The organism is Streptomyces sp. NPDC058751 (assembly GCF_042746485.1).
In the GTDB taxonomy this organism is placed as follows: Bacteria; Actinomycetota; Actinomycetes; order Streptomycetales; family Streptomycetaceae; genus Streptomyces.
Genome location: NZ_JBHYPZ010000048.1, coordinates 58157 through 76673 on the forward strand (window position 1 = coordinate 58157; position 18517 = coordinate 76673).

At 70.8% G+C, this 18517-nt stretch carries 16 protein-coding genes and 4 pseudogenes; 8 read left to right on the forward strand and 12 right to left on the reverse strand.

The features are described from left to right. Positions 1-27: 27 nt before the first annotated feature. The 5 genes from ACFW6B_RS34005 to ACFW6B_RS34025 form a co-directional block, all read right to left on the reverse strand. Positions 28-1629, reverse strand: coding sequence for a glycoside hydrolase family 13 protein (locus tag ACFW6B_RS34005; protein WP_386602308.1), 1602 nt, complete (start codon positions 1627-1629; stop codon positions 28-30). 39 nt (positions 1630-1668) lie between these two features. After that, on the reverse strand, positions 1669-2544 hold the full coding sequence (locus tag ACFW6B_RS34010) for a carbohydrate ABC transporter permease (RefSeq protein ID WP_386602310.1): 876 nt from the start codon (positions 2542-2544) through the stop codon (positions 1669-1671). Continuing rightward, positions 2541-3512: a carbohydrate ABC transporter permease gene (locus tag ACFW6B_RS34015; protein ID WP_386602312.1), complete on the reverse strand. Its 972-nt coding sequence runs from the start codon at positions 3510-3512 to the stop codon at positions 2541-2543. Before ACFW6B_RS34015 ends, ACFW6B_RS34010 begins: the two co-directional genes overlap by 4 nt. A gap of 8 nt (positions 3513-3520) precedes the next feature. Continuing rightward, positions 3521-4873, reverse strand: a complete 1353-nt coding sequence (locus tag ACFW6B_RS34020; protein ID WP_386602315.1) for an ABC transporter substrate-binding protein — start codon at positions 4871-4873, stop codon at positions 3521-3523. Between the two features lie 250 nt (positions 4874-5123). Further along, positions 5124-6122, reverse strand: coding sequence for a LacI family DNA-binding transcriptional regulator (locus ACFW6B_RS34025; RefSeq protein ID WP_386602317.1), 999 nt, complete (start codon positions 6120-6122; stop codon positions 5124-5126). Positions 6123-6684: 562 nt separating this feature from the next. Here ACFW6B_RS34025 and ACFW6B_RS34030 point away from each other — a divergent pair. Then, on the forward strand, positions 6685-7716 hold the full coding sequence (locus ACFW6B_RS34030) for an ATP-binding cassette domain-containing protein (RefSeq protein WP_386602319.1): 1032 nt from the start codon (positions 6685-6687) through the stop codon (positions 7714-7716). Continuing rightward, positions 7713-8495, forward strand: a complete 783-nt coding sequence (locus ACFW6B_RS34035) for an ABC transporter permease (protein WP_386602321.1) — start codon at positions 7713-7715, stop codon at positions 8493-8495. Before ACFW6B_RS34030 ends, ACFW6B_RS34035 begins: the two co-directional genes overlap by 4 nt. Before the next feature lies 1 nt (position 8496). On the opposite strand, the pseudogene ACFW6B_RS34040 reads toward ACFW6B_RS34035, so the two are convergent. From ACFW6B_RS34040 to ACFW6B_RS34050, 3 genes and pseudogenes are all read right to left on the reverse strand, one after another. Next, positions 8497-9311: pseudogene (locus ACFW6B_RS34040) on the reverse strand (ABC transporter permease). 10 nt (positions 9312-9321) lie between these two features. Next, a pseudogene (locus ACFW6B_RS34045) lies at positions 9322-9975 on the reverse strand (ABC transporter permease); the annotation flags it as partial. Between the two features lie 18 nt (positions 9976-9993). Further along, positions 9994-11235, reverse strand: a complete 1242-nt coding sequence (locus tag ACFW6B_RS34050; RefSeq protein ID WP_386602323.1) for an RNA-guided endonuclease InsQ/TnpB family protein — start codon at positions 11233-11235, stop codon at positions 9994-9996. Positions 11236-11264: 29 nt separating this feature from the next. Here ACFW6B_RS34050 and ACFW6B_RS34055 point away from each other — a divergent pair, with 29 nt between their 5' ends. After that, on the forward strand, positions 11265-11423 hold the full coding sequence (locus ACFW6B_RS34055) for an Arc family DNA-binding protein (protein WP_386602325.1): 159 nt from the start codon (positions 11265-11267) through the stop codon (positions 11421-11423). Between the two features lie 294 nt (positions 11424-11717). Here ACFW6B_RS34055 and ACFW6B_RS34060 read toward each other — a convergent pair. Together ACFW6B_RS34060 and ACFW6B_RS34065 are read right to left on the reverse strand one after the other, a co-directional pair. Further along, positions 11718-11948 (reverse strand): annotated as a pseudogene (locus ACFW6B_RS34060) (spermidine/putrescine ABC transporter substrate-binding protein); the annotation flags it as partial. Between the two features lie 74 nt (positions 11949-12022). Next, positions 12023-12262 (reverse strand): annotated as a pseudogene (locus ACFW6B_RS34065) (ATP-binding cassette domain-containing protein); the annotation flags it as partial. A gap of 122 nt (positions 12263-12384) precedes the next feature. On the opposite strand from ACFW6B_RS34065, the gene ACFW6B_RS34070 reads away from it, so the two are divergent. Both ACFW6B_RS34070 and ACFW6B_RS34075 read left to right on the forward strand, forming a co-directional pair. Beyond that, positions 12385-13203 carry a FadR/GntR family transcriptional regulator gene (locus ACFW6B_RS34070; protein WP_386602327.1) on the forward strand — a complete coding sequence of 273 codons (819 nt, stop codon included), beginning with the start codon at positions 12385-12387 and terminating at the stop codon, positions 13201-13203. Further along, entirely contained in the window at positions 13160-13939 is a 780-nt protein-coding gene (locus ACFW6B_RS34075; protein ID WP_386602329.1) for a cache domain-containing protein, read from the forward strand. Before ACFW6B_RS34070 ends, ACFW6B_RS34075 begins: the two co-directional genes overlap by 44 nt. Before the next feature lie 28 nt (positions 13940-13967). On the opposite strand, the gene ACFW6B_RS34080 is transcribed toward ACFW6B_RS34075, so the two are convergent. Next, on the reverse strand, positions 13968-14627 hold the full coding sequence (locus tag ACFW6B_RS34080) for a hypothetical protein (protein WP_386602331.1): 660 nt from the start codon (positions 14625-14627) through the stop codon (positions 13968-13970). 270 nt (positions 14628-14897) lie between these two features. On the opposite strand from ACFW6B_RS34080, the gene ACFW6B_RS34085 reads away from it, so the two are divergent. From ACFW6B_RS34085 to ACFW6B_RS34095, 3 genes are read left to right on the forward strand one after another with little or no spacing between them, the layout of a single operon-like run. Then, on the forward strand, positions 14898-15554 hold the full coding sequence (locus tag ACFW6B_RS34085; RefSeq protein ID WP_386602333.1) for a helix-turn-helix domain-containing protein: 657 nt from the start codon (positions 14898-14900) through the stop codon (positions 15552-15554). Positions 15555-15586: 32 nt separating this feature from the next. Further along, a complete protein-coding gene (locus ACFW6B_RS34090; RefSeq protein ID WP_386602335.1) occupies positions 15587-16117 on the forward strand; it encodes a toxin-antitoxin system, toxin component in 531 nt (176 codons plus the stop codon). Between the two features lie 13 nt (positions 16118-16130). Then, entirely contained in the window at positions 16131-17363 is a 1233-nt protein-coding gene (locus tag ACFW6B_RS34095) for an MAB_1171c family putative transporter (protein WP_386602337.1), read from the forward strand. Positions 17364-17390: 27 nt separating this feature from the next. Here the strand turns inward: ACFW6B_RS34095 and ACFW6B_RS34100 are convergent, their stop codons facing one another. Beyond that, positions 17391-18431: an alpha/beta fold hydrolase gene (locus ACFW6B_RS34100; protein ID WP_386602339.1), complete on the reverse strand. Its 1041-nt coding sequence runs from the start codon at positions 18429-18431 to the stop codon at positions 17391-17393. Between the last annotated feature and the right edge of the window lie 86 nt (positions 18432-18517).

Below are 18517 nucleotides of genomic sequence, written 5' to 3' on the forward strand. Positions count from 1 at the left end.
GAACGGTGCCGTGCGGCGCGGGCCCGCTCAGGCGCGCAGCCAGGCCGCCGTGTCCGGCGGCAGGAGCCCGTCGTCGGTCAACGGGCCGCTGTGGAGGAGGACCCGGGAGTGCTCGGGGAGGGCGACCGGGGCGTCGGTCAGGTTGACGACGCAGAGCAGTCCGTCGGTGCGGGTGAAGGCGAGGACGCCCTCCGGTGCGGGCAGCCAGCCGAACGCGCCGTCCCCGAAGCCCGGTTCGGTGCGGCGGACGCGGAGTGCGGCACGGTAGAGGCTCAGCATGGAGCCGGGGTCGCCGGTCTGGCGGTCGGCGGCGTACGCGGACCAGCCGTCGGGCTGCGGGAGCCAGGGCTCGCCGCCGAAGCCGGCGTGCGGTTCGTCCGCCGCCCAGGGCAGCGGGACCCGGCAGCCGTCGCGTCCCGGATCCGTGCCGCCGGAGCGCGAGTGCATCGGGTCCTGGATGCTGTCGAGCGGCAACTCCACCTCGGGCAGGCCGAGTTCTTCTCCCTGGTAGAGGTACACGGATCCGGGCAGGGCCAGCGAGAGCAGCGCCGCGGCGCGGGCCCGGCGGGTGCCGAGGGCCGGGTCGGTGGGGGTGCCGAAGGCCTTGGCGGCGAAGTCGAAGCCGGTCTCGGCGCGGCCGTAGCGGGTGACGGTGCGGGTCACGTCGTGGTTGCACAGCACCCAGGTGGCGGGCGCTCCGACGGGGGCGTGTTCGGCGAGGGTCTCGTCGATGGAGGTCCGCAGCCGGTCCGCGTCCCAGGGGCAGGACAGGAAGGAGAAGTTGAAGGCGGTGTGCAGTTCGTCGGGGCGCAGGTAGCGGGCGAAGCGCTCGGAGTCGGGGAGCCAGACCTCGCCGACGAAGACGCCGTCGTAGGCGTCGGCGACCGTCCGCCACGAGCGGTAGATGTCATGGAGTTCGTCGCGGTCGACGTACGGGTTCGGGTCGCGGCCCTCGACGAAGTCGGGCAGGTCCGGGTCCTTGGCCAGCAGTGCGGCCGAATCGATGCGGACGCCCGCGACTCCCCGCTCGAACCAGAAGCGCAGGATCTCCTCGTGTTCCCGGCGGACGGTGGGGTGCGCCCAGTTGAGGTCGGGCTGCTGGGGGGTGAAGAGGTGGAGGTACCAGTCGCCGTCGGGCAGCCGGGTCCACACCGGTTCGGTGGAGCCGGCGAACTGGGAGGGCCAGTCGTTGGGCGGGAGTTCGCCGTGTTCGCCGCGTCCTGGGCGGAAGTGGAAGAGTTCGCGTTCCGGGCCGCCGGCCAGCGCCGCCCGGAACCAGGGGTGCTGGTCGGAGACGTGGTTCGGGACGATGTCGACCAGGGTGCGGATGCCCAGCTCGCGGGCCTCGGCGATGAGTTTCTCGGCCTCGGCGAGCGTCCCGAAGGCGGGGTCGATGGTGCGGTAGTCGGCGACGTCGTAGCCGCCGTCGGCCAGGGGCGAGAGGTACCAGGGGTTGAACCACAGGGCGTCCACGCCGAGTTCGGCGAGGTACGGGAGTCTGGCGCGGACGCCCGCGAGGTCGCCGGTGCCGTCGCCGTCGCCGTCCGCGAAGCTGCGGACGTACACCTGGTAGATGACGGCGGAACGCCACCACGCGGACTGATTTCGGGCAGGGCGGGGCTGTCCCACGGTGCGTTGCCTTTCGTTCGAGGAGGTCGGGTACGGGCGTCAGCCCTTGGTGCTGCCCGCGCTGATGCCGGCGATGATGTGCCGCTGGAACACGAGGAACATCACGACCATGGGGATGCTGGCGATCACCATCGCGGCGATGAGCACGGTGAGCTGGATGTTCTGCGACAGCTGGACGAGCGCCACGCTAATGGGCTGCTTGTCGGTGTCGGAGAAGACCATCAGCGGCCAGAGGAAGTCCTGCCAGACGGCGACCAGGGCGAAGATCGACACGACTCCGAGGACGGGTCGGGACATCGGCAGCACGATCGACCACAGGGTGCGCAGTTTCCCGGCGCCGTCGATCTCGGCGGCCTCCAGGACGTCGCGCGGGATCTGGTCGAAGAAGCGCTTGAGGAGGTAGAGGTTGAAGGCGTTGGCGACGGCGGGCAGCCAGATGCCGAGCGGGGAGTTGAGCAGGCTGGTGTGCAGGACGGGCAGGTCGGCGACGGTCAGGTACTTGGGGACGACCAGTGCCTGCGCCGGGACCATCAGGGTGGCGAGGATGCCGCCGAGGATCACCTTGCCGAAGGCCGGCCTCAGTTTGGACAGGGCGTAGGCGGCGGCCGTGCAGAACACGAGCTGGAGCAGCCAGGCGCCCGTCGCCTGGACGACGGTGTTCCACAGGTGGGTGGGCAGGTCCATCAGGTTCCACGCGTCGGTGTAGCCGCCGGTGTGCCAGCGTTCCGGGACCAGGGTGGGCGGGGTGCGCGTGACCTCGTCCGGCGACTTCATGGCGCCGGTCACCATCCAGTAGACAGGGAAGAGGAAGGCCAGCGCGAAGAGCAGGACGACGCCGCCGAAGACGGCCCAGTAGAGGGCCCTGCCGCGCGGGCGGGCCAGGGTGAGCGGAGAGACCAGGGTGCGGGTGCTCACGCGTCCTCCCCTTCGGAGCGGGTCAGCCGCAGGTAGAGGGCGGAGAAGGCGCCGAGCAGGACGAGCAGCATGACGCTCAGCGCGCAGGCTCCGCCGAAGTCGTTGTAGAGGAAGGCGTACTTGTAGATCAGGTAGAGCACCGTGACGGTCCTGTCCTCGGGCCCGCCGCCGGTGATCACGAACGGTTCGGTGAACACCTGCATGGTGGCGATGATCTGAAGCAGCATCAGCATGAGGATGATGAAGCGCGTCTGGGGGATCGTCACGTGGCGGATGCGCTGGAGCAGGTTCGCGCCGTCCAGTTCGGCCGCCTCGTACAGCTCGCCGGGGATGCTCTGGAGCGCGGCGAGGTAGATGAGGACGGTGCCGCCGAGGTTGGCCCAGGTGGCGACGATCACCAGGGAGACGAGGGCGGTGTCGGCGCCGTTGGACCAGTTCGAGGTCGGCAGGTGCAGCGCGCGCAGCGTCTCGTTGGCGAGGCCGGCTCCGGGATCGTAGAACCACTTCCACAGCAGGGCGCTGACCACCGGCGGGATCATCACCGGGAGGTAGACCACGACCCTGAAGAACGCCTTCGCGTGGCGCAGTTCGTTGAGGACGAGCGCCATGACGAAGGGGACGGCGAAGCCGATGAGCAGGGCGAGGAGGGTAAAGGTGAGGGTGTTGCGCCAGGCGGCGGTGAACTCCGGGTCGTGGAAGACCCGGGTGAAGTTGGCGGTGCCGACCCACTCGCCGCCGCTGCCCGGCGTGTACTTCTGGAAGGCGATCACGACGGCGCGGATCGCCGGGTACCAGGAGAACAGGGCGAAGCAGAGCAGGCCGCCGGCCAGGAAGGCGTAGGCGCGGAACTGGTCGGCCAGGCGCCCGCGCCACGGTTCCCCGGTCCGGCGCCCGGCCTGCCGCGGCGCCTCCGGCGCGCCGGAGGCGGCCGGAGGGAGCACGGCGGGGGGCTTCGATGCGGTCTTCATGAAGGGTGTCAGCCCCGGGCCAGGATGGAGTCGATCTTGCCGGAGGCGTCCTTCAGGAGCTGGTCGATGTCGGCGTCCTTCTTGGTGAGGACCGCGGACACGGCGGCGTCGAGGACGGAGTAGATCTGCTGGGCCTGCGGGGGCTCGATCTTCATCTCCAGGCTCTGGTTGCCGTCGAGGAAGGCCTGGTAGTTCTCCACGGGCACGTTGGCGTTGGCCTTCTTGACCTGCTGGTCCTTCTCGTCGGCGGCACCGGTGAACAGGCGCGGCTCGGGCAGGCCGACGGGCGCGTCGTTCTTCTTGGCGCGGGCGTAGTCGCCGAGGAAGCCCTTGCCGGGGGTCAGGAACATGTGGTCGAGCCACTTGAGGCCGGCCCTGATCTGGGCCGGGGTGGCCTTCTTGTTGAACATGTAGCCGTCACCGCCGATGAGCGTGCCCTTGCCGCCAGGCATCGGGGCCAGGGCGAGGTCGTTGTAGTTCCCGCCCTTCTCCTTGACGAGGATCGGGATGTTGTCGGGCGCGGAGAGGTACATGCCGAGCTTGCCGGAGCCCATCATCTGCTGGACGTCGTTGATGACCAGGAGCTGCTTGCTGCCCATGGAGCCGTCGCTCCAGCGCATGTCCTTCAGGTTCTGCAGGACCGCCTTGCCCTCGGGGGTGTCGACGGTCGCCTTCTTGCCGTCCTCGGAGACGACGTTCCCGCCCTGCGAGTAGAGCTCGGCGGTGAAGTGCCAGCCGCCCTGGTTCTGGGCGCTGTAGTCGGCGTACCCGACCGTGCCCTTGCCGAGCGCGGCGATCTTCTTGGCGTCCGCGCGCAGTTCCTCCCAGGTGGCCGGGGGCTTGTCGGGGTCGAGTCCGGCCTTCTCGAAGAGCGCCTTGTTGTAGATGAGGCCCATCGAGTAGCCGGTGCGGGGGATGCCGTAGATCTTGCCGTCCACGGTGTAGATGTCGCGCAGCTGCTGCTGGATGGTGTCGTAGCTCTTGAGTTCCTTGACGTAACTCGTGATGTCCGCGGCCTGGTTGACGTCGACGACGTGCTTGGCGTCGGTGAAGTACGTGTAGAACACGTCCTCCATCTGGCCGCCGGCCAGCTTGGCGTCGAAGGTCTTGGGGTCCTGGCACGGGAAGGCGTCGTGGGTGACGACGTCGGTGTCCGGGTTGGCCTTCTCGAAGGCGGCGGTGTCGGCGTCGAAGAACGAGCGGTCGACCTTGGCGCTCTTGGGCGGCTCGCAGTTGACGGTGATGCGGGTCTTTCCGTCCGCCGCGTCGTCGTTGTCGCCGGAACCGCACGCGGTGGCGGTGAGCGCGACAGAGGACGCCATGAGCATGACGAAGGTACGGCGGAACCCGGTACTTCTCATCAGTGGACCCCTTCGGGCTGGAGCGAGGAAGGCCCACGGCGGGCGTGCCGCCGTGTTCTGGCGCCGCACACTCAAGCACCGACGACATCCGTCCGCAAGATGTCGCGCAGAATCTGTAATTATTTGACAGCGATCAGGGGTTCTCATGGCAGCCGGTTGCGTACCGGAGTCACCGACCCCGGTACGGCCGCCGGGCCAGCGGGTCGCCGGCCCGGCCGGGCGGCCCCGGCGCGCGGCTCAGCCGCGGGACTCAGCCGCGGGGCGCCTGCGCGGTGGACCCGCGCACCACCAGTTCCGGCTCGAACAGCAGCTCCTCGGGGGTCACGCTGCTGCCGCCGATCTGCGCGTTCAGCAGTTCCACCGCGGCGCGCCCCATGGCCTCGATGGGCTGGCGGACCGTCGTCAGCGGGGGCTCGGTGCAGTTCATGAACGCCGAGTCGTCGTACCCGACGACGGAGACCTCGCCGGGGACACTGAGCCCCTTGCGGCGGGCCGCGCGCACGGCACCGAGCGCGAGCGGGTCGCTGGCGCAGATGATGCCGGTGACCCCCTGGTCGAGCAGTCTGGTGGCCGCGGCCTGGCCGCCCTCCAGCGAGAACATCGCCCGCGCCACGTACGCGTCGGGCAGCTCCGGCGCGAGGGCGCGCGCCGCCGCGAGCTTGCGGCCCGAGGGCATGTGGTCGCCGGGGCCGAGGACGAGCCCGATCCGCTCGTGGCCCAGCGAGTCGAGGTGGCGCCACGCCTGCTCCACGGCGACGGCGTCGTCGCAGGAGACGCACGGGAAGCCCAGGTGCTCGATGGCCGCGTTGACGAGCACCACCGGAATATTGCGGTCCGCGAGCTCGCGGTAGTGGTCGTGCGGCGCGTCGGCCTGCGCGTACAGACCGCCGGCGAACACCACCCCGGAGACCTGCTGCTGGAGCAGGAGCTCCACGTAGTCGGCCTCGGAGACGCCACCCTTGGTCTGGGTGCACAGCACCGGGGTGAGGCCGAGCTGGGCGAGCGCCCCGCCGATCACCTCGGCGAAGGCCGGGAAGATCGGGTTCTGCAGCTCGGGCAGCACGAGCCCGACGAGCCGCGCGCGTTCGCCCCGGAGCTGGGTCGGCCGTTCGTAGCCGAGGACGTCCAGGGCGGACAGGACCGCCTGTCTGGTGGAGTCGGAGACACCCGGCTTGCCGTTGAGCACCCGGCTGACCGTGGCCTCGCTGACCCCGACCTTCTTCGCCACCTGAGCAAGTCGTCGCGTCATGAGCGCAAGAATAGCGCAAGAAATGCAAGCTGCTTGCGTAAAAGCCCGGCGCGTTCCCGACCACGGGACGGACGCCCACAGCCGTCACGGAAACGGGCACCCACGGCCGCCGCCACGGAGACGGGAACCCGTCGCCACCTCGGAGGCGGGCGCCCATCGCCGCCATGGACCCGAGGCAATCGACCTCACCCAGCGCCACCTGGCGCCACTTGGCGCCGCCCGACACCACTTGGCGCCACCCGACACCACGTGACGCCCACCCGATGCCACCCCTCGCCACACCACGCCACGTGACGCCTCCACCCGACCCCGGGCCGCACACAGAAGTCCGCGAGACCGCCACCAGCCAGGCAGCCCCGCCCACATACCCACAGGCCAAAAGCCGAACCGCCAGGGCGGCATCACACGCGACGCTGCATGCGACACCACATGCGACATCACGTGCGACGCCATCAAGGTTTGCATATGGCGCCACAGTGATGCCACTATGCGGCCACAAGCTTCACCGAGTCCCGCACCCCTCTCGACGCCTCATCCGCCCAGCCTCCGAACGGAGAGCCCCATGCCTTCCCCTGTCATGCCCACATCCCCGCCCTCTCCCCGGCAAGGCGGTGCCCCGCACCCGCCCGCCGCCGTCTCCGCCGTCGGCCTGCGCAAGTCGTACGGCGACAAAACGGTGCTCGACGGCATCGACCTGCGCATCCCCGCCGGTTCCGTCTTCGCGCTGCTCGGGCCGAACGGCGCCGGAAAGACCACCACCGTGCAGATCCTGTCCACGCTCATCGCCGCCGACGGCGGGCAGGCCCAGGTCGCCGGCCACGACATCGCCACGTCACCCGCCGGCGTACGCGCCGCGATCGGGGTCACCGGGCAGTTCTCCGCGCTCGACGATCTGCTCACCGCCGAGGAGAACCTGCTCCTCATGGCCGACCTGCTGCGTCTCGGCAAGCGCGAAGGACGTTCCCGTGCCGAGCGGCTGCTCCGGCGGTTCGACATCGCGGACGTCGCGGACAAGCGGGCCGCGACCTTCTCCGGCGGCATGCGGCGCCGGCTCGACCTCGCCATGACGCTGGTCGGCGACCCACAGGTGATCTTCCTCGACGAGCCGACGACCGGCCTCGACCCCCGCAGCCGCCGCACGATGTGGGACACCGTGCGCTCGCTGGTCGCGGGCGGCACCACCGTCTTCCTCACCACCCAGTACCTCGAAGAGGCCGACCAGCTGGCCGACCGGATCGCCGTGCTCGACGGCGGCCGGATCGTCGCCGAGGGCACGGCGGAGAGCCTCAAGGCGCAGATCCCCGGCAGTCACGTACGCCTGCGGTTCACCGAGCCCACCGAGTACGAGCGGGCGGCCGGTGTCTTCCCCGGCGCGGTCCGCGACGACGAGGACCTCGCGCTGCGCGTGGCGGGCGACGGCGGCCTCGTCGCGCTGCGCGCCCTGATCGACCGGCTCGACGCCGCCGGCATCAAGGCCGCCGACCTGTCCGTGCACACCCCCGACCTCGACGACGTGTTCCTCGCCCTGACCGGCGACGGCACCACCGAGAACGGCACCGACGCCCCGCTTCCCGCCAAGGAGACCCTTCGATGAGCACCCTCGCCCACGCCGTGCACGACTCGACGACGATGCTGCGCCGCAACCTCAAGCACGCGATCCGCTATCCGAGCGTGTCGCTCGGCGCCGCCATGATGCCGATCCTGATGCTGCTGCTGTTCGTGTACGCCTTCGGGGACTCGATCGGCGCCGGAATGGGCGGCGGCCGGGACGCCTACCTGGACTACCTGACACCCGGCATCATCGTCATGGGTGTGGCCGCCGGGGCGATGTCGACCTCGATCGCGGTCTGCTCGGACATGACGGAAGGCATCATCAACCGCTTCCGCACGATGAACATCGTCCGCTCGTCGTTCATGACGGGCCATGTCGTCGGCAGTGTCATCCAGACGATGGTGAGCATGGTCCTGGTCGTCGGGTTCGCGCTCGCCATCGGCTTCCGGTCGGACGCGAGCCCGCTCGAATGGCTCGCCGCCGCAGGTCTCCTCACGGCCGTCGCGTTCGCGGTGACCTGGCTCTCGGCCGCGCTCGGCCTGATCTCCAAGACCGTCGAGTCCGCGAGCAACAAGCCGCTGCTGGTCCAGTTCCTGCCGTTCCTCGGCTCCGCGTTCGTGCCGGCCGACTCGATGTCCCCGGGCCTCCGCTGGTTCGCGCAGAACCAGCCGTTCACCCCGATGACCGAGACGCTGCGCGGTCTGCTCTGCGGCTCGGAGATCGGCGACAACGGCTGGATCTCGCTCGCCTGGTGCGCCGGCATCAGCCTGGTCGGCTACGTCTGGTCGCGCTCGCTGTTCAACAACGCCACCAAGCGCTGACTCAGATCCTGCTCTCGGCGGCCGTGTCCGCGGACAGCCGCTGCGCCGCGTAGATCGGGATCACCGAGAGCAGGACGAGCACGGCGGCCACGACGTTCACGACCGGTGCCTGCCGGGGCCGGGTCATGTTGTCGAAGATCCAGACCGGCAGGGTCTGGATGCCCGGTCCGGCCGTGAACGTCGTCACGACGATCTCGTCGAAGGACAGCGCGAAGGCGAGCAGCGCGCCGGCCAGCAGCGACGGGCGCACCAGCGGGAACGTGACGTCGACGAAGGCCCGGAAGGTGTCCGCGCCCAGGTCCATGGCGGCTTCCTCGTACGTTCCGGACGTGCGGCGCAGTCGCGCGACCACGTTGTTGAAGACGACGACGACGCAGAAGGTCGCGTGGCCGACGATCACGGTGAACATGCCGAGTCCGACGCCGAGCGGTTCGAGCACCGTGCTGAACGCCGAGTTGAGCGCGATGCCCGTGACGATGCCGGGCAGCGCTATCGGCAGGACGACCACGAAGGAGACGGTGCCCCGGCCGAAGAACCGGTGGCGGGCGACCGCGAAGGCGATCAGCGTGCCCAGCACCAGCGCGATCGCCGTGGCGCCGAGTCCGGCCTTGACCGAGACCCACAGGGCGGCGCGGGCCCCCTCGTTCTCCCAGGCGACCGACCACCAGTGGAGGGTGAGCCCGGACGGCGGCCAGCTCGCGCTGCGGTCCCGTCGAAGGAGTTGACCAGGACGAGGGCGAGCGGCACGTAGACGAACGCGAAGCCGAGCCCGGCGGCGGCGCGCAGCGCGATGCGCGCGGGACGGGAGAGTTGCACAGCGGACTCCTCAGAGACTGCTCAGGGCGCCCGTGCGGCGCATCGCGAGGAGGTACACCACGATGACCACGACGGGGACCGTGCCGAGCGCGGCGGCCATGGGCAGGTTCAGTTCGATGTTGGAGTAGACGACGTTGCCGATGAGCTGGGTCTTGCCGCCGACGATCTGCACGGTGATGTAGTCGCCGAGACTGAGCGAGAAGGTGAAGACCGAGCCGGCCGCCACGGACGGCAGGACCATGGGCAGCACCACCGACCGGAAAGTGCGGCCCGCGCGGGCCCCCAGGTCCGCCGACGCGTCCAGCAGGTTGGCGGGCAGCTGCTCCAGCGCGGTGTGGATCGGCAGGATCATGTACGGCAGCCAGAGGTAGGTCAGCGCGATGACCGCGGCCGTGAGTCCGTACCCGGGTCCGCTCAGCCCGAGGGGCTTCAACGCCCAGTCGGCCAGGCCGTCCTGAGAGAGGATCAGGCGCCAGGCGTACACCTTGACGAGGTAACTCGCCCACAGCGGCGTGAGGATGGCGACGACCAGCAGCGGCCGCCGTTCGGGCCGGGCGATCCTGGCCGTGTAGAAGGCGACCGGGAAGGCGATCACCGCGCACAGGGCGGTGACCGCGAGGGCGACGCCGACGCTGCGCAGGACCACCTGGCGGTAGACGGGGGTGTTGACGTCCTCCCCGCCCTAAAGGGCGGGGATTCCTGGCTCACGTTGGCTGGGGACCAGCGGTCCGCCAGCGCTTACACGATCAGCACCAGCCGGGTTGAGACCAGCCCGGACCAGCATCACGCGGGCGGAGTTCTTGTCCCGGGGGGACACGGCTCCGCATGCGGTGCAGGCATAGGTACGTTCCGAAAGGGGAAGTGCGTGCTTGGTTCTCGCTCCGCACGACGCGCAGTCCATGGTGGTGTGCGCGGGGTTGACCAGGTGCACGGCGCGTCCGTGCTTGCGGCCCATCTCGATCAGGGCCGTCTTGGTGGCGCCGATGGCCGCGTCGGCTGCCTTGCGGGCCATGGTGGACTTGGCGAGGAACTTCGGCCGGAAGTCCTCGACGGCGATCGCGTCGTGGTCGCGGACGACCGCCTTGGCCCACTTGCGGGCGGTGTCCTGGCGCTGCCGGGCGATCTTCTTGGAGACCTTCGCGGCGGCCGTGCGGGCTTTGCGGTAGCCGGCGGTGTCGGGCCGGTTCTTCGGGGTGCGTCGGCGGGTCGTCATCCGCTGGTAGCGGGCCAGCTTCTGCGCGGCGGTCTTGCCGTGCTGCGGGTGGGGGAGGTCGTGGGCGTCGGACGTGGTGGTGGCGGTCTCGCGGACCCCCCAGTCGATACCGATGGCCCGGCCTGTGGCGGGCAGCGGCTCGACCGCGGTGGCGACGACGAACGAGGCGTACCAATGGCCCAGGCTGTCGCGGTAGACGCGGACCGACGTCGGGTCGGCGGGCAGGTCGCGGGACCAGACCACCGTCAGAGCGATCCCGCCCGCGAGGTGGAGGCGGCCGTCCTTGAGGCGGAAGCCGCGCCGGGTGTAGTTCAGCGACGGCGCGGCCTCCCGCTTGCGCTTGATGCGGGGCATCCCGGCGCGCTGCCGCATCGGCAGCCCGGCCTTGATGTCCTTGAGCGCCTTCGCACGGGACTTGGCGAAGTCCCGGATGGTCTGCTGCTGCGGAACCGACGAGCCTTCGCGGAGCCAGGCCATCGCGTTCCGGGCTTCGGTCAGCAGTTTGTCGAGCTGCGCCGGGCCGCACGTCGTCTTCTCGGCGGCATCCCGGTTCGCGGCGTGGACCTTGCGGGACATGGCCACACACTCGTTCCACAGCCACCGGCAGCGCGCCCATTCGGCATCGAGGCCGACGCGCGCGGTGGACGACACGCGCAGGCGGTAGGTGTACCGGGCGTGCCCGGATTCCTCTCCCGCATTCGGTGTCGTCATGGTGTCACGCTAGCACTACGATGTGAGGCATGAATGACGAATCACGCATCACGCTGCGCCTCCCCGCCGACCTCCATGCATGGCTGGTCGCGCAAGCCAAGTCGTCCCGCCGCTCTCTCAACTCCGAGATCGTCTACCGGCTGGAAGTCGAGCGCGACGCTGCCGGCGCTGACGCCGAATCGCCCTGACGGCGATTCGGCTTTCCCTGCCCTGCTCCGCAGGAGTCCGATTCTCCCCCGCAAGCGGGAGGTACCCCCACCCCGGCCTGAAGGCCGGGGCATCCTCGGAGGAACCCGGTGACGTCGCCGGGAACATACAAGCGATCCGTCACCGGCATCGGCACGGTCCGGTCCGGCTCCGCCCAGAACGTCACCGCGACGCTCCGCGTCGCCGCCACAGGATTCGCTTCACCCCCGGCCCGAAGGCCGGGGGCACTGCGAATGAACCCGGTAGCTCTCGTCGGCGGCATGGTAGGTGTCTCAGAAGTTCTTGTCACTGGTCTGCTCGCACGCCTGGGAGTCGGCCGACGCCTCACCGAAGTACTCGGCCACCTGGGCATTCGCCTCCGGCGAGATGATTCAGTCCATCCATTCGCAGACGCGGTTGGGGTGCTCGGCCCTGGCGGAGACCATCCAGGTGTCGAACCAGCCGGTGGAGCCCTCCTCAGGCACGAAGGCCTTCACTTCGGCGCCCTCGCCGGCCGCGAGGTTGGCGCCCCGGGCGTGCGGGATGCCGTGCATCTAGCCGCCGACGGAGTTCCAAGCACCCTTCTTCAGGCCGCTGAAGACGTTTCTGCAGTTCGGTACGAGGGCGGTGTTGACCGGGCCGCGTCGCCCAAGGCCATCCGGCCCTCCGTCGGGCTCTCGAATCCGGCGATCATCCGCAGGACGGTCGTCTCGCCCGAGCCCGACGGGCCGAGCATCGAGAAGAACTCTCCGTCGGCTATCTCCAGGTCGACTCCGGCCCCGGCGGTCGTCTCACCGAACGCCTTTCGCAGGCCCTGGAGCCGGATCGCCTTTGCCTCCATGGGCGGGGAACCTTTCTGGTGCGGTGGTGCGTTGCAACACTGACCGGAAAGATATGAAGCCATAGTTCAAATCTCAATACCCCCTTAGAGTAAAGGTTGAGTCAACGCACAAGGTGGTGACGGTGAAGCAGCACAGGGGCGACGGAGTCCGCAGAGCCCTCTTCACTCCCGTGGACAACCGCGCGCGCGTCGAGACGGTCGTGCACCGGATCGGTGACGCCATCGAGCTGGGGCTGCTCGCCGACGGCGAGCAGCTGCCGGGCGAGATGGAGCTGGCCGGTCAGCTCGGCGTGTCCACGGTCACCCTGCGCGAGGCCCTCATGGCCCTGCGGCAGCAGGGACTGGTCACCACACGGCGCGGACGCGGCGGCGGCAGCTTCGTGTCGCTTCCCGAAGTACCGGGAGAGGAACGCCTGTTGGCACGGCTGGCCGGGTGGAGCACCGAGGAACTGCGCGACCTGGGCGACCACTGGGCCGCCCTGTCCGGAGCGGCGGCCCGGCTGGCGGCGCAGCGGACCGAACCGGAGGACCTCAAGGCACTGCGGCGCACCCTGGACGACCTGTCGTCCGCCGAGGACGCCGCCGCCCGCAGCCGCGTCTACGGCCGCTTCCACGTCGAACTCGCCGCGGCGGCGCAGTCCGCCCGGCTGACCCGTGAACAGGTCGTGCTCCAGACGGAGGTGGGCGCGCTGATGTGCCTCGTCCTCGGGGACGACGAATATCGCGAAGAAGTCGCCGACCGTCACCGCTCCGTAATCTCGGCCGTGCAAGATGGGGCCCACGATTCGGCCAGAGCGCTGGCCGAGCGGTGCGTGGTGGAATCGACGGCGCGGCTCATCACCCTGCGCCTCTCGATGCCGCGTGCCGCGTCAGGCCCGCGTCCACTGGAGGGCAACCGTGCGCAGGAGCCCCGGACCGGCCGGCGCGGGGACGACGCTTGACGTCTCCGCCGAGGCGGCCGTCGCCGCGCAGGTCCGCCGCACGCTGGAGGCCGTGTTCGACGCGGTCGCCGAGATCCGGGCCGACGCGACCGCGCTGCTCACCCGCGTCGCCGCCGAGGGCCGCCGCCCCGCGACGGTGGACCTGGCGGCACTGCGCCCGGGGCTGCATCTGCGGCTGACCCGGCAGGAGTTGGTCTCGGGCGCCGGATTCGCGGCGGCCCCGGGCCTGCTCGGCGACGTACCGGCGTGGCTGGAATGGTGGCAGCAGGACGCCGACGGGGGCGTACGACCGCTGCTGCTCGACCTCGACCCGGCGCACACCGCGTACGCGGACTACACGCACTGGGACTGGTTCGCGCTCCCCCGCGACACACGGCGGCGCGCGGTCGCCGGGCCCTACGTCGACTACCTCTGCTCCGACGAGTACAGCCTGACGCTGTCGGCACCGGTGCACGTGGAAGGCCGGTTCGTGGGGGTCGCGGCGGCCGACGTGTACCTGCGGCACTTCGAGGGAGCGGTCGTCCCGCTCCTCCAACGGCTCCCGGGAGCCTCCCACCTGGTGAACGCGCGGGGCCGGGTGGCCGCGTCGGCAGACCCCGCGCACCTGGCCGGATCGCTCACCAGGGGGCCCGACTTCGCGGCCGTGCTGGCGGCGGCCAGGAGCACACGCCACGAGGACGTGCGGCTCGTCCCCTGTGACGGAGTGCCCCTCGTCCTCGTGACGCCGGCCGGCTGAACGGGTCGCGCCGACGGGTCAACGCGCGTCACACCGCACGAAGCTCCGCCGCGCCGTTGCGGGTCCTGCGTGCCCTGCGCGGTCCGCCCGCGACCGGCCGGGCCGTCTCGCGCAGCACCAGGGTCATCCGTGAATAGCCCATGTCGTGAAGGGCCTTGGGGGTCTCGTCGACGATCCGGCAGTCCGTGCTGCCCCAGCGGGGATCGGGGTGGACCAGCGGGCGCACGGCGCCGTCGTGCTCGACCCCGCGCGGTCCGACCGCCGCGATCCAGTGCGGCAGGCCGTGCCGGTAGGCGGCGTCCATGATCGGGTCCTGGGCGATGTCCCGGCGGATCGCCTGGAGTCCGCGGTCCTGGCCGTTGCGCTCCACCGCCGCGGCGAAGTGCGCGAGCATCGGCAGGCACCAACGCGACTCGTGCTCGCCGAGGACCGATCCCGCGTCCGGGTGGAACAGGACGAAGCGCAGGAAGTTGTCGCCCGGCATGGCGGACGGATGCGCGCCGACGCCGTCGAAAAGTGTCTCGAACGCGTCGTTGGACAGCACGACGTCCCAGCGGCGGTCGAAGACGAAGGAGGGGAAGGGCACGGCCTCGATCAGCGTGGCGTAGTCCTGGAGGTACGCCTGCGCTTCGAGACTCTCGGGGACAGGTCGCGGCTGGGACCGCTGCCTTCCTGCCTGGTACGCCATCGGGAGGTCACCCCTCTTGCCTCTGCGGCCTTCACGCGGCGCCCCGATCCTGGTACTCGGGGCGCGGGCGTGTCAACTATCGTGGCATTTGGCGCCTGTTGACGGCTGAATCTCGCCACAGTTGTGGCGAGACCTGGATGTGAGTTCGAGCGACCGGCTAGGCTCCGGTTGGTCCCCGGTTCCCGCCGTCGGGACGCTTCCTGACCCTCGTGTCCACATGGTTCCCGAACTTCGTGAGAGCCACCTGAGAGAGACGTAGGAGATCTGTCGGTGACGGATGGCTTCGAGGTTCCGTGCGCCACGGCGACGGTTCTGCTGCAGGCCGTCGTGGCCAGGGTCACCGCACTCGCCGACCGGCTCGGCGTGCCGCACGCGGAGGTCTTCGACGTCCGGCGGCTGTCGGCCGAGTCCGGTGTCCCCGAACCCGTGGCGAAGGCCCTGCTGAGCGGCCGCCCCGCCGGCGAACCCGACCTGCAGGCACGCTTCCTGCAACGCCTCGACCTGCTGCGGCGCACCCGGCTCAAGCCCAACGGCCGCCGCTACACGCAGCAGGAGATAGCGGACGGCGCGGGCATGTCCCGCCAGCAGGCGGGCGCCCTCATCAACGGCGACCGGCGCCCCACCATGGAGCACTGCGACGCCATCCAGCGCTTCTTCCGGGTGCACGCCGGATTCCTCACGGCCGAGGACTCCGAAGCCCTCGTGGGCGCCCTCCAGCGGTCGGAGCAGGAACTCCTGCAGCGCCTCGCCGACCGCGAACGCGCGGCGGCCTCCACCGCCCACGATCCGCTCGAACGGCTGCTCCTCGACCACGGCGTCCGCGGAATCGCCTGGCGGGCCGCGCAGTTGCCCACCGACCAGCACCGGGACAAGGTCGCGGAATGGCTGGACATGCTCCTGGAGAGCGTCAAACGGCCAGAGTCGTGAGCCGGGGGAGAGCAGTGGGCATCGGAAGGGAAATGCGCCGCCTGTGCGGCGAGCTGGTCTCGGAGCTCTCGCTGCCGGCACCGGCGGAACCCACCGACCTCTACACCGCGCTGTGCGGCGCGATGAGCCGACGCCGCGGCCGTCCCGTCCAGTTCCGTACGGCCGCCTTCCCGCCCGGCACCGCCAGCGGACTGTGGCTCGACATGGCCGAACAGGACCTGGTCGTCATCGAGGAACGCACCGCGCCCGACCACCAGTTGGTCATCCTCGGCCACGAGTTGTGGCACATGAAGGCCGGGCACTGCGGTCATCACATCGACGGCGCGACCGTCGCGGCACGCTTACTCAGCGACGGCGCCGACCTCCAGGCGACCGTCCTGAAAGTGGCGGCGCGCACCCGCTTCGACCACGCCGACGAGCAGGAGGCCGAGAGCTTCGGCCTCCTGCTCGCCAGCAAGTGCCGCACCTGGCTGGCCGGTTCCTCGCTGCGCGGCCCGGTGCAGCGGCACGGTCTGGCCGGCCGCATCGAGGCGTCCCTGGGCTGCCGCGGCCCACGGGGCTGAGGATCCCGGGGCCATGGACGGATCCAGCTACTACATCCCGGCCGTCGCCATGGGTGCGGCGATCGCGTTCAAAGGGCCCGCGCTGCTGCGCGGCTGGCGCGATCCGCTGCTGCGTTCCGTGGGCGTGCTCCTCGCCCTCGCGGGCCTGGTGTTCCTCTTCGCGGCCCCGCCGACCATCGCCGCGGTCAACGACGTCACCGGGATCGCCAACGTCTCGGCCCCCCTCGTCTACTGCCTGCTGAGCGCCTACAGCGCCTCGTGTCTGGTGCTCATCATCAACTGGCGCGGCGGACCGCCCGAGGTGACCCGGCGGCTCTCCCGCCGCTGGATCCTCGGGTACGCCCTGGTCGGTGCGGCGCTGATCGCCCTGTTCGCCCTCGGGGACGCCTCCGTCGAGCGGCTGCGCGACCTCGACACGTACTACGCCAACACGCCCTTCATCCGCGAGATGATCGTCCTCTACCTCGCGTCGCTCACCGTCGCCGGTGTCGCGATGAACATCATGTGCTGGCGCTGGGCGGTCGAGGTCCGCGGCCGGCTGCGCGCCGGGCTGGTGATCATCGCTTTCGGTTCGCTGTGCAACATCCCTTACTCCGCGGCCAAGTTCACCGCGGTCGTCGCCCGCTGGAACGGCACGGACCTGGACGGCCTCAGCACCAACGTGGCTCCCATGCTGGCCTCGGCGGGGGCCCAGATCACCGCGGTCGGCTTCTGTCTCCCCCTCGCCTGGCGGCGCGTCGAGGACGTCTGGAACACCTGGTCGGCCTACCGCCGGCTCGGGCCGTTGTGGCGGGAACTGAAGCCGGTCTCCGTGCCGGAGGACCGCGCGGTGCGGATGTCCTGGTGGTCGGCCGCCGAACTCCAGGTCACCCAGCGGGAGTCCGACATCCATGACGGGATGCTGAGCCTCTACCCCTACTTCGACTCCGAGGTCCGCTCGCGGGCGTACGGTGCCGCGGTCGCGGCGGGCTCCTCCGCCGCCCAGGCGGACGCCGAGGCGGACGCGGTGATGGTGACGGTCGCGGTGCGGGCCAGGGCCGCCGACCCGGAGGGCCGTGTCATCCGTTCGGCGGAGACGGCGGGCGCGCCGCCCGCGACCGGGCCGGCGTTCGCGCACACCGACGGCCGGCGCGACCTCGTGCGCATGTCCGACGCGCTGCGTCACTCGCCGGTCGTCGCGGCCGCCCGGGGCCGGACGTCCGCGACGACCGGGCCCGAGCGCGGCGCCCGCGAGCGAACGGGCTGATCCCACCGGCGAACCCCGGTCAGGGGCTCAGGTCGCGCTGCGTTCGCTCGCCTCGCGCAGGTCCCGCTCCACGGCGCGGTTGCGGACGGTGTCCGGCTGCCCCGCCGCCGTGCCCGGGCGCCCGGCACGCAGCAGCTCCCGCCAGCGCTCGCGGCTCCAGTCGGCCGGACTGGTGGTGGTCGTGAACTCCTCGACCAGGGCGAGGAAGCGCGCCGGATCGCTGTGGAAGGGGAAGTGACCGGCTCCCTCGAAGATCTCCAGCCGGCTGCCCGGCATGGCCGCGTGCGCCCCGTGGGCGTGCCGCACCGGCACCACGCTGTCGCGGTCTCCCCAGAGCAGCATGGTGGGCATGCCCTCGGTGAGGTAGCAGCGGTCGAGCATGGTGACCGCCTGGCCGCGCCAGTCGACCACGGCCCGCAGGGTCCGGACGAACGCGCTGCGGGAGGTCGCGTCGGGCAGCGCGTCCACGAGGTTCACCAACTCCGGTGCGTCCTGGGCCAGATCGGCGTCGAGCAGACGCATCAGACGCAGGAAGAAACCCACGTTCAGCCGCATGCCGGGCAGTCGCAGCAGGGAGAGCATCAGATGCGCGCCCGGCAGCGACACCGCGCGCAGGACGGGGTTGACCTCCCCGCCGACGCCGCCCGCGCTGACGAGGATCAGCCGTTCGGTGCGTTCGGGGAACTGGTAGGCGAACTGCATCGCCACTCCCCCGCCCAGCGAGTGCCCGACCAGTGTGGCGGACTCGATGTCCAACGTGGACAGCAGATCGCGCACGCCGTTGGCGTAGGCGGCCACCGAGTAGTCGGCGCGCGGCTTGTCGGACGCGCCGTGGCCGAGGAGGTCGGGCGCGATCACGGTGTGGGTGCGGGCGAGGTCGGGGATCAGCTCCGCCCAGGTCGCCGAGGAGTCGCCGATGCCGTGGATCAGGACGAGGGCCGGGCCCTGTCCCGCCATCCGGTAGGCCCGCCGGTATCCGTGCACGAGGCGGTGGTGCAGGCGCAGTTCTCCGTCACCGACCGGACGCAGGCGCGCGGTGCGCGGCGGCCGGGGCTGTACGTCGACCACGGGCCGAACCTCCCGTTCCCAGGCCGCCGCGACGGCGGCTCCCCCCCCCCCCGCGCCGCGGCCGGCCCGGGCCGGCGGCCCGCGGG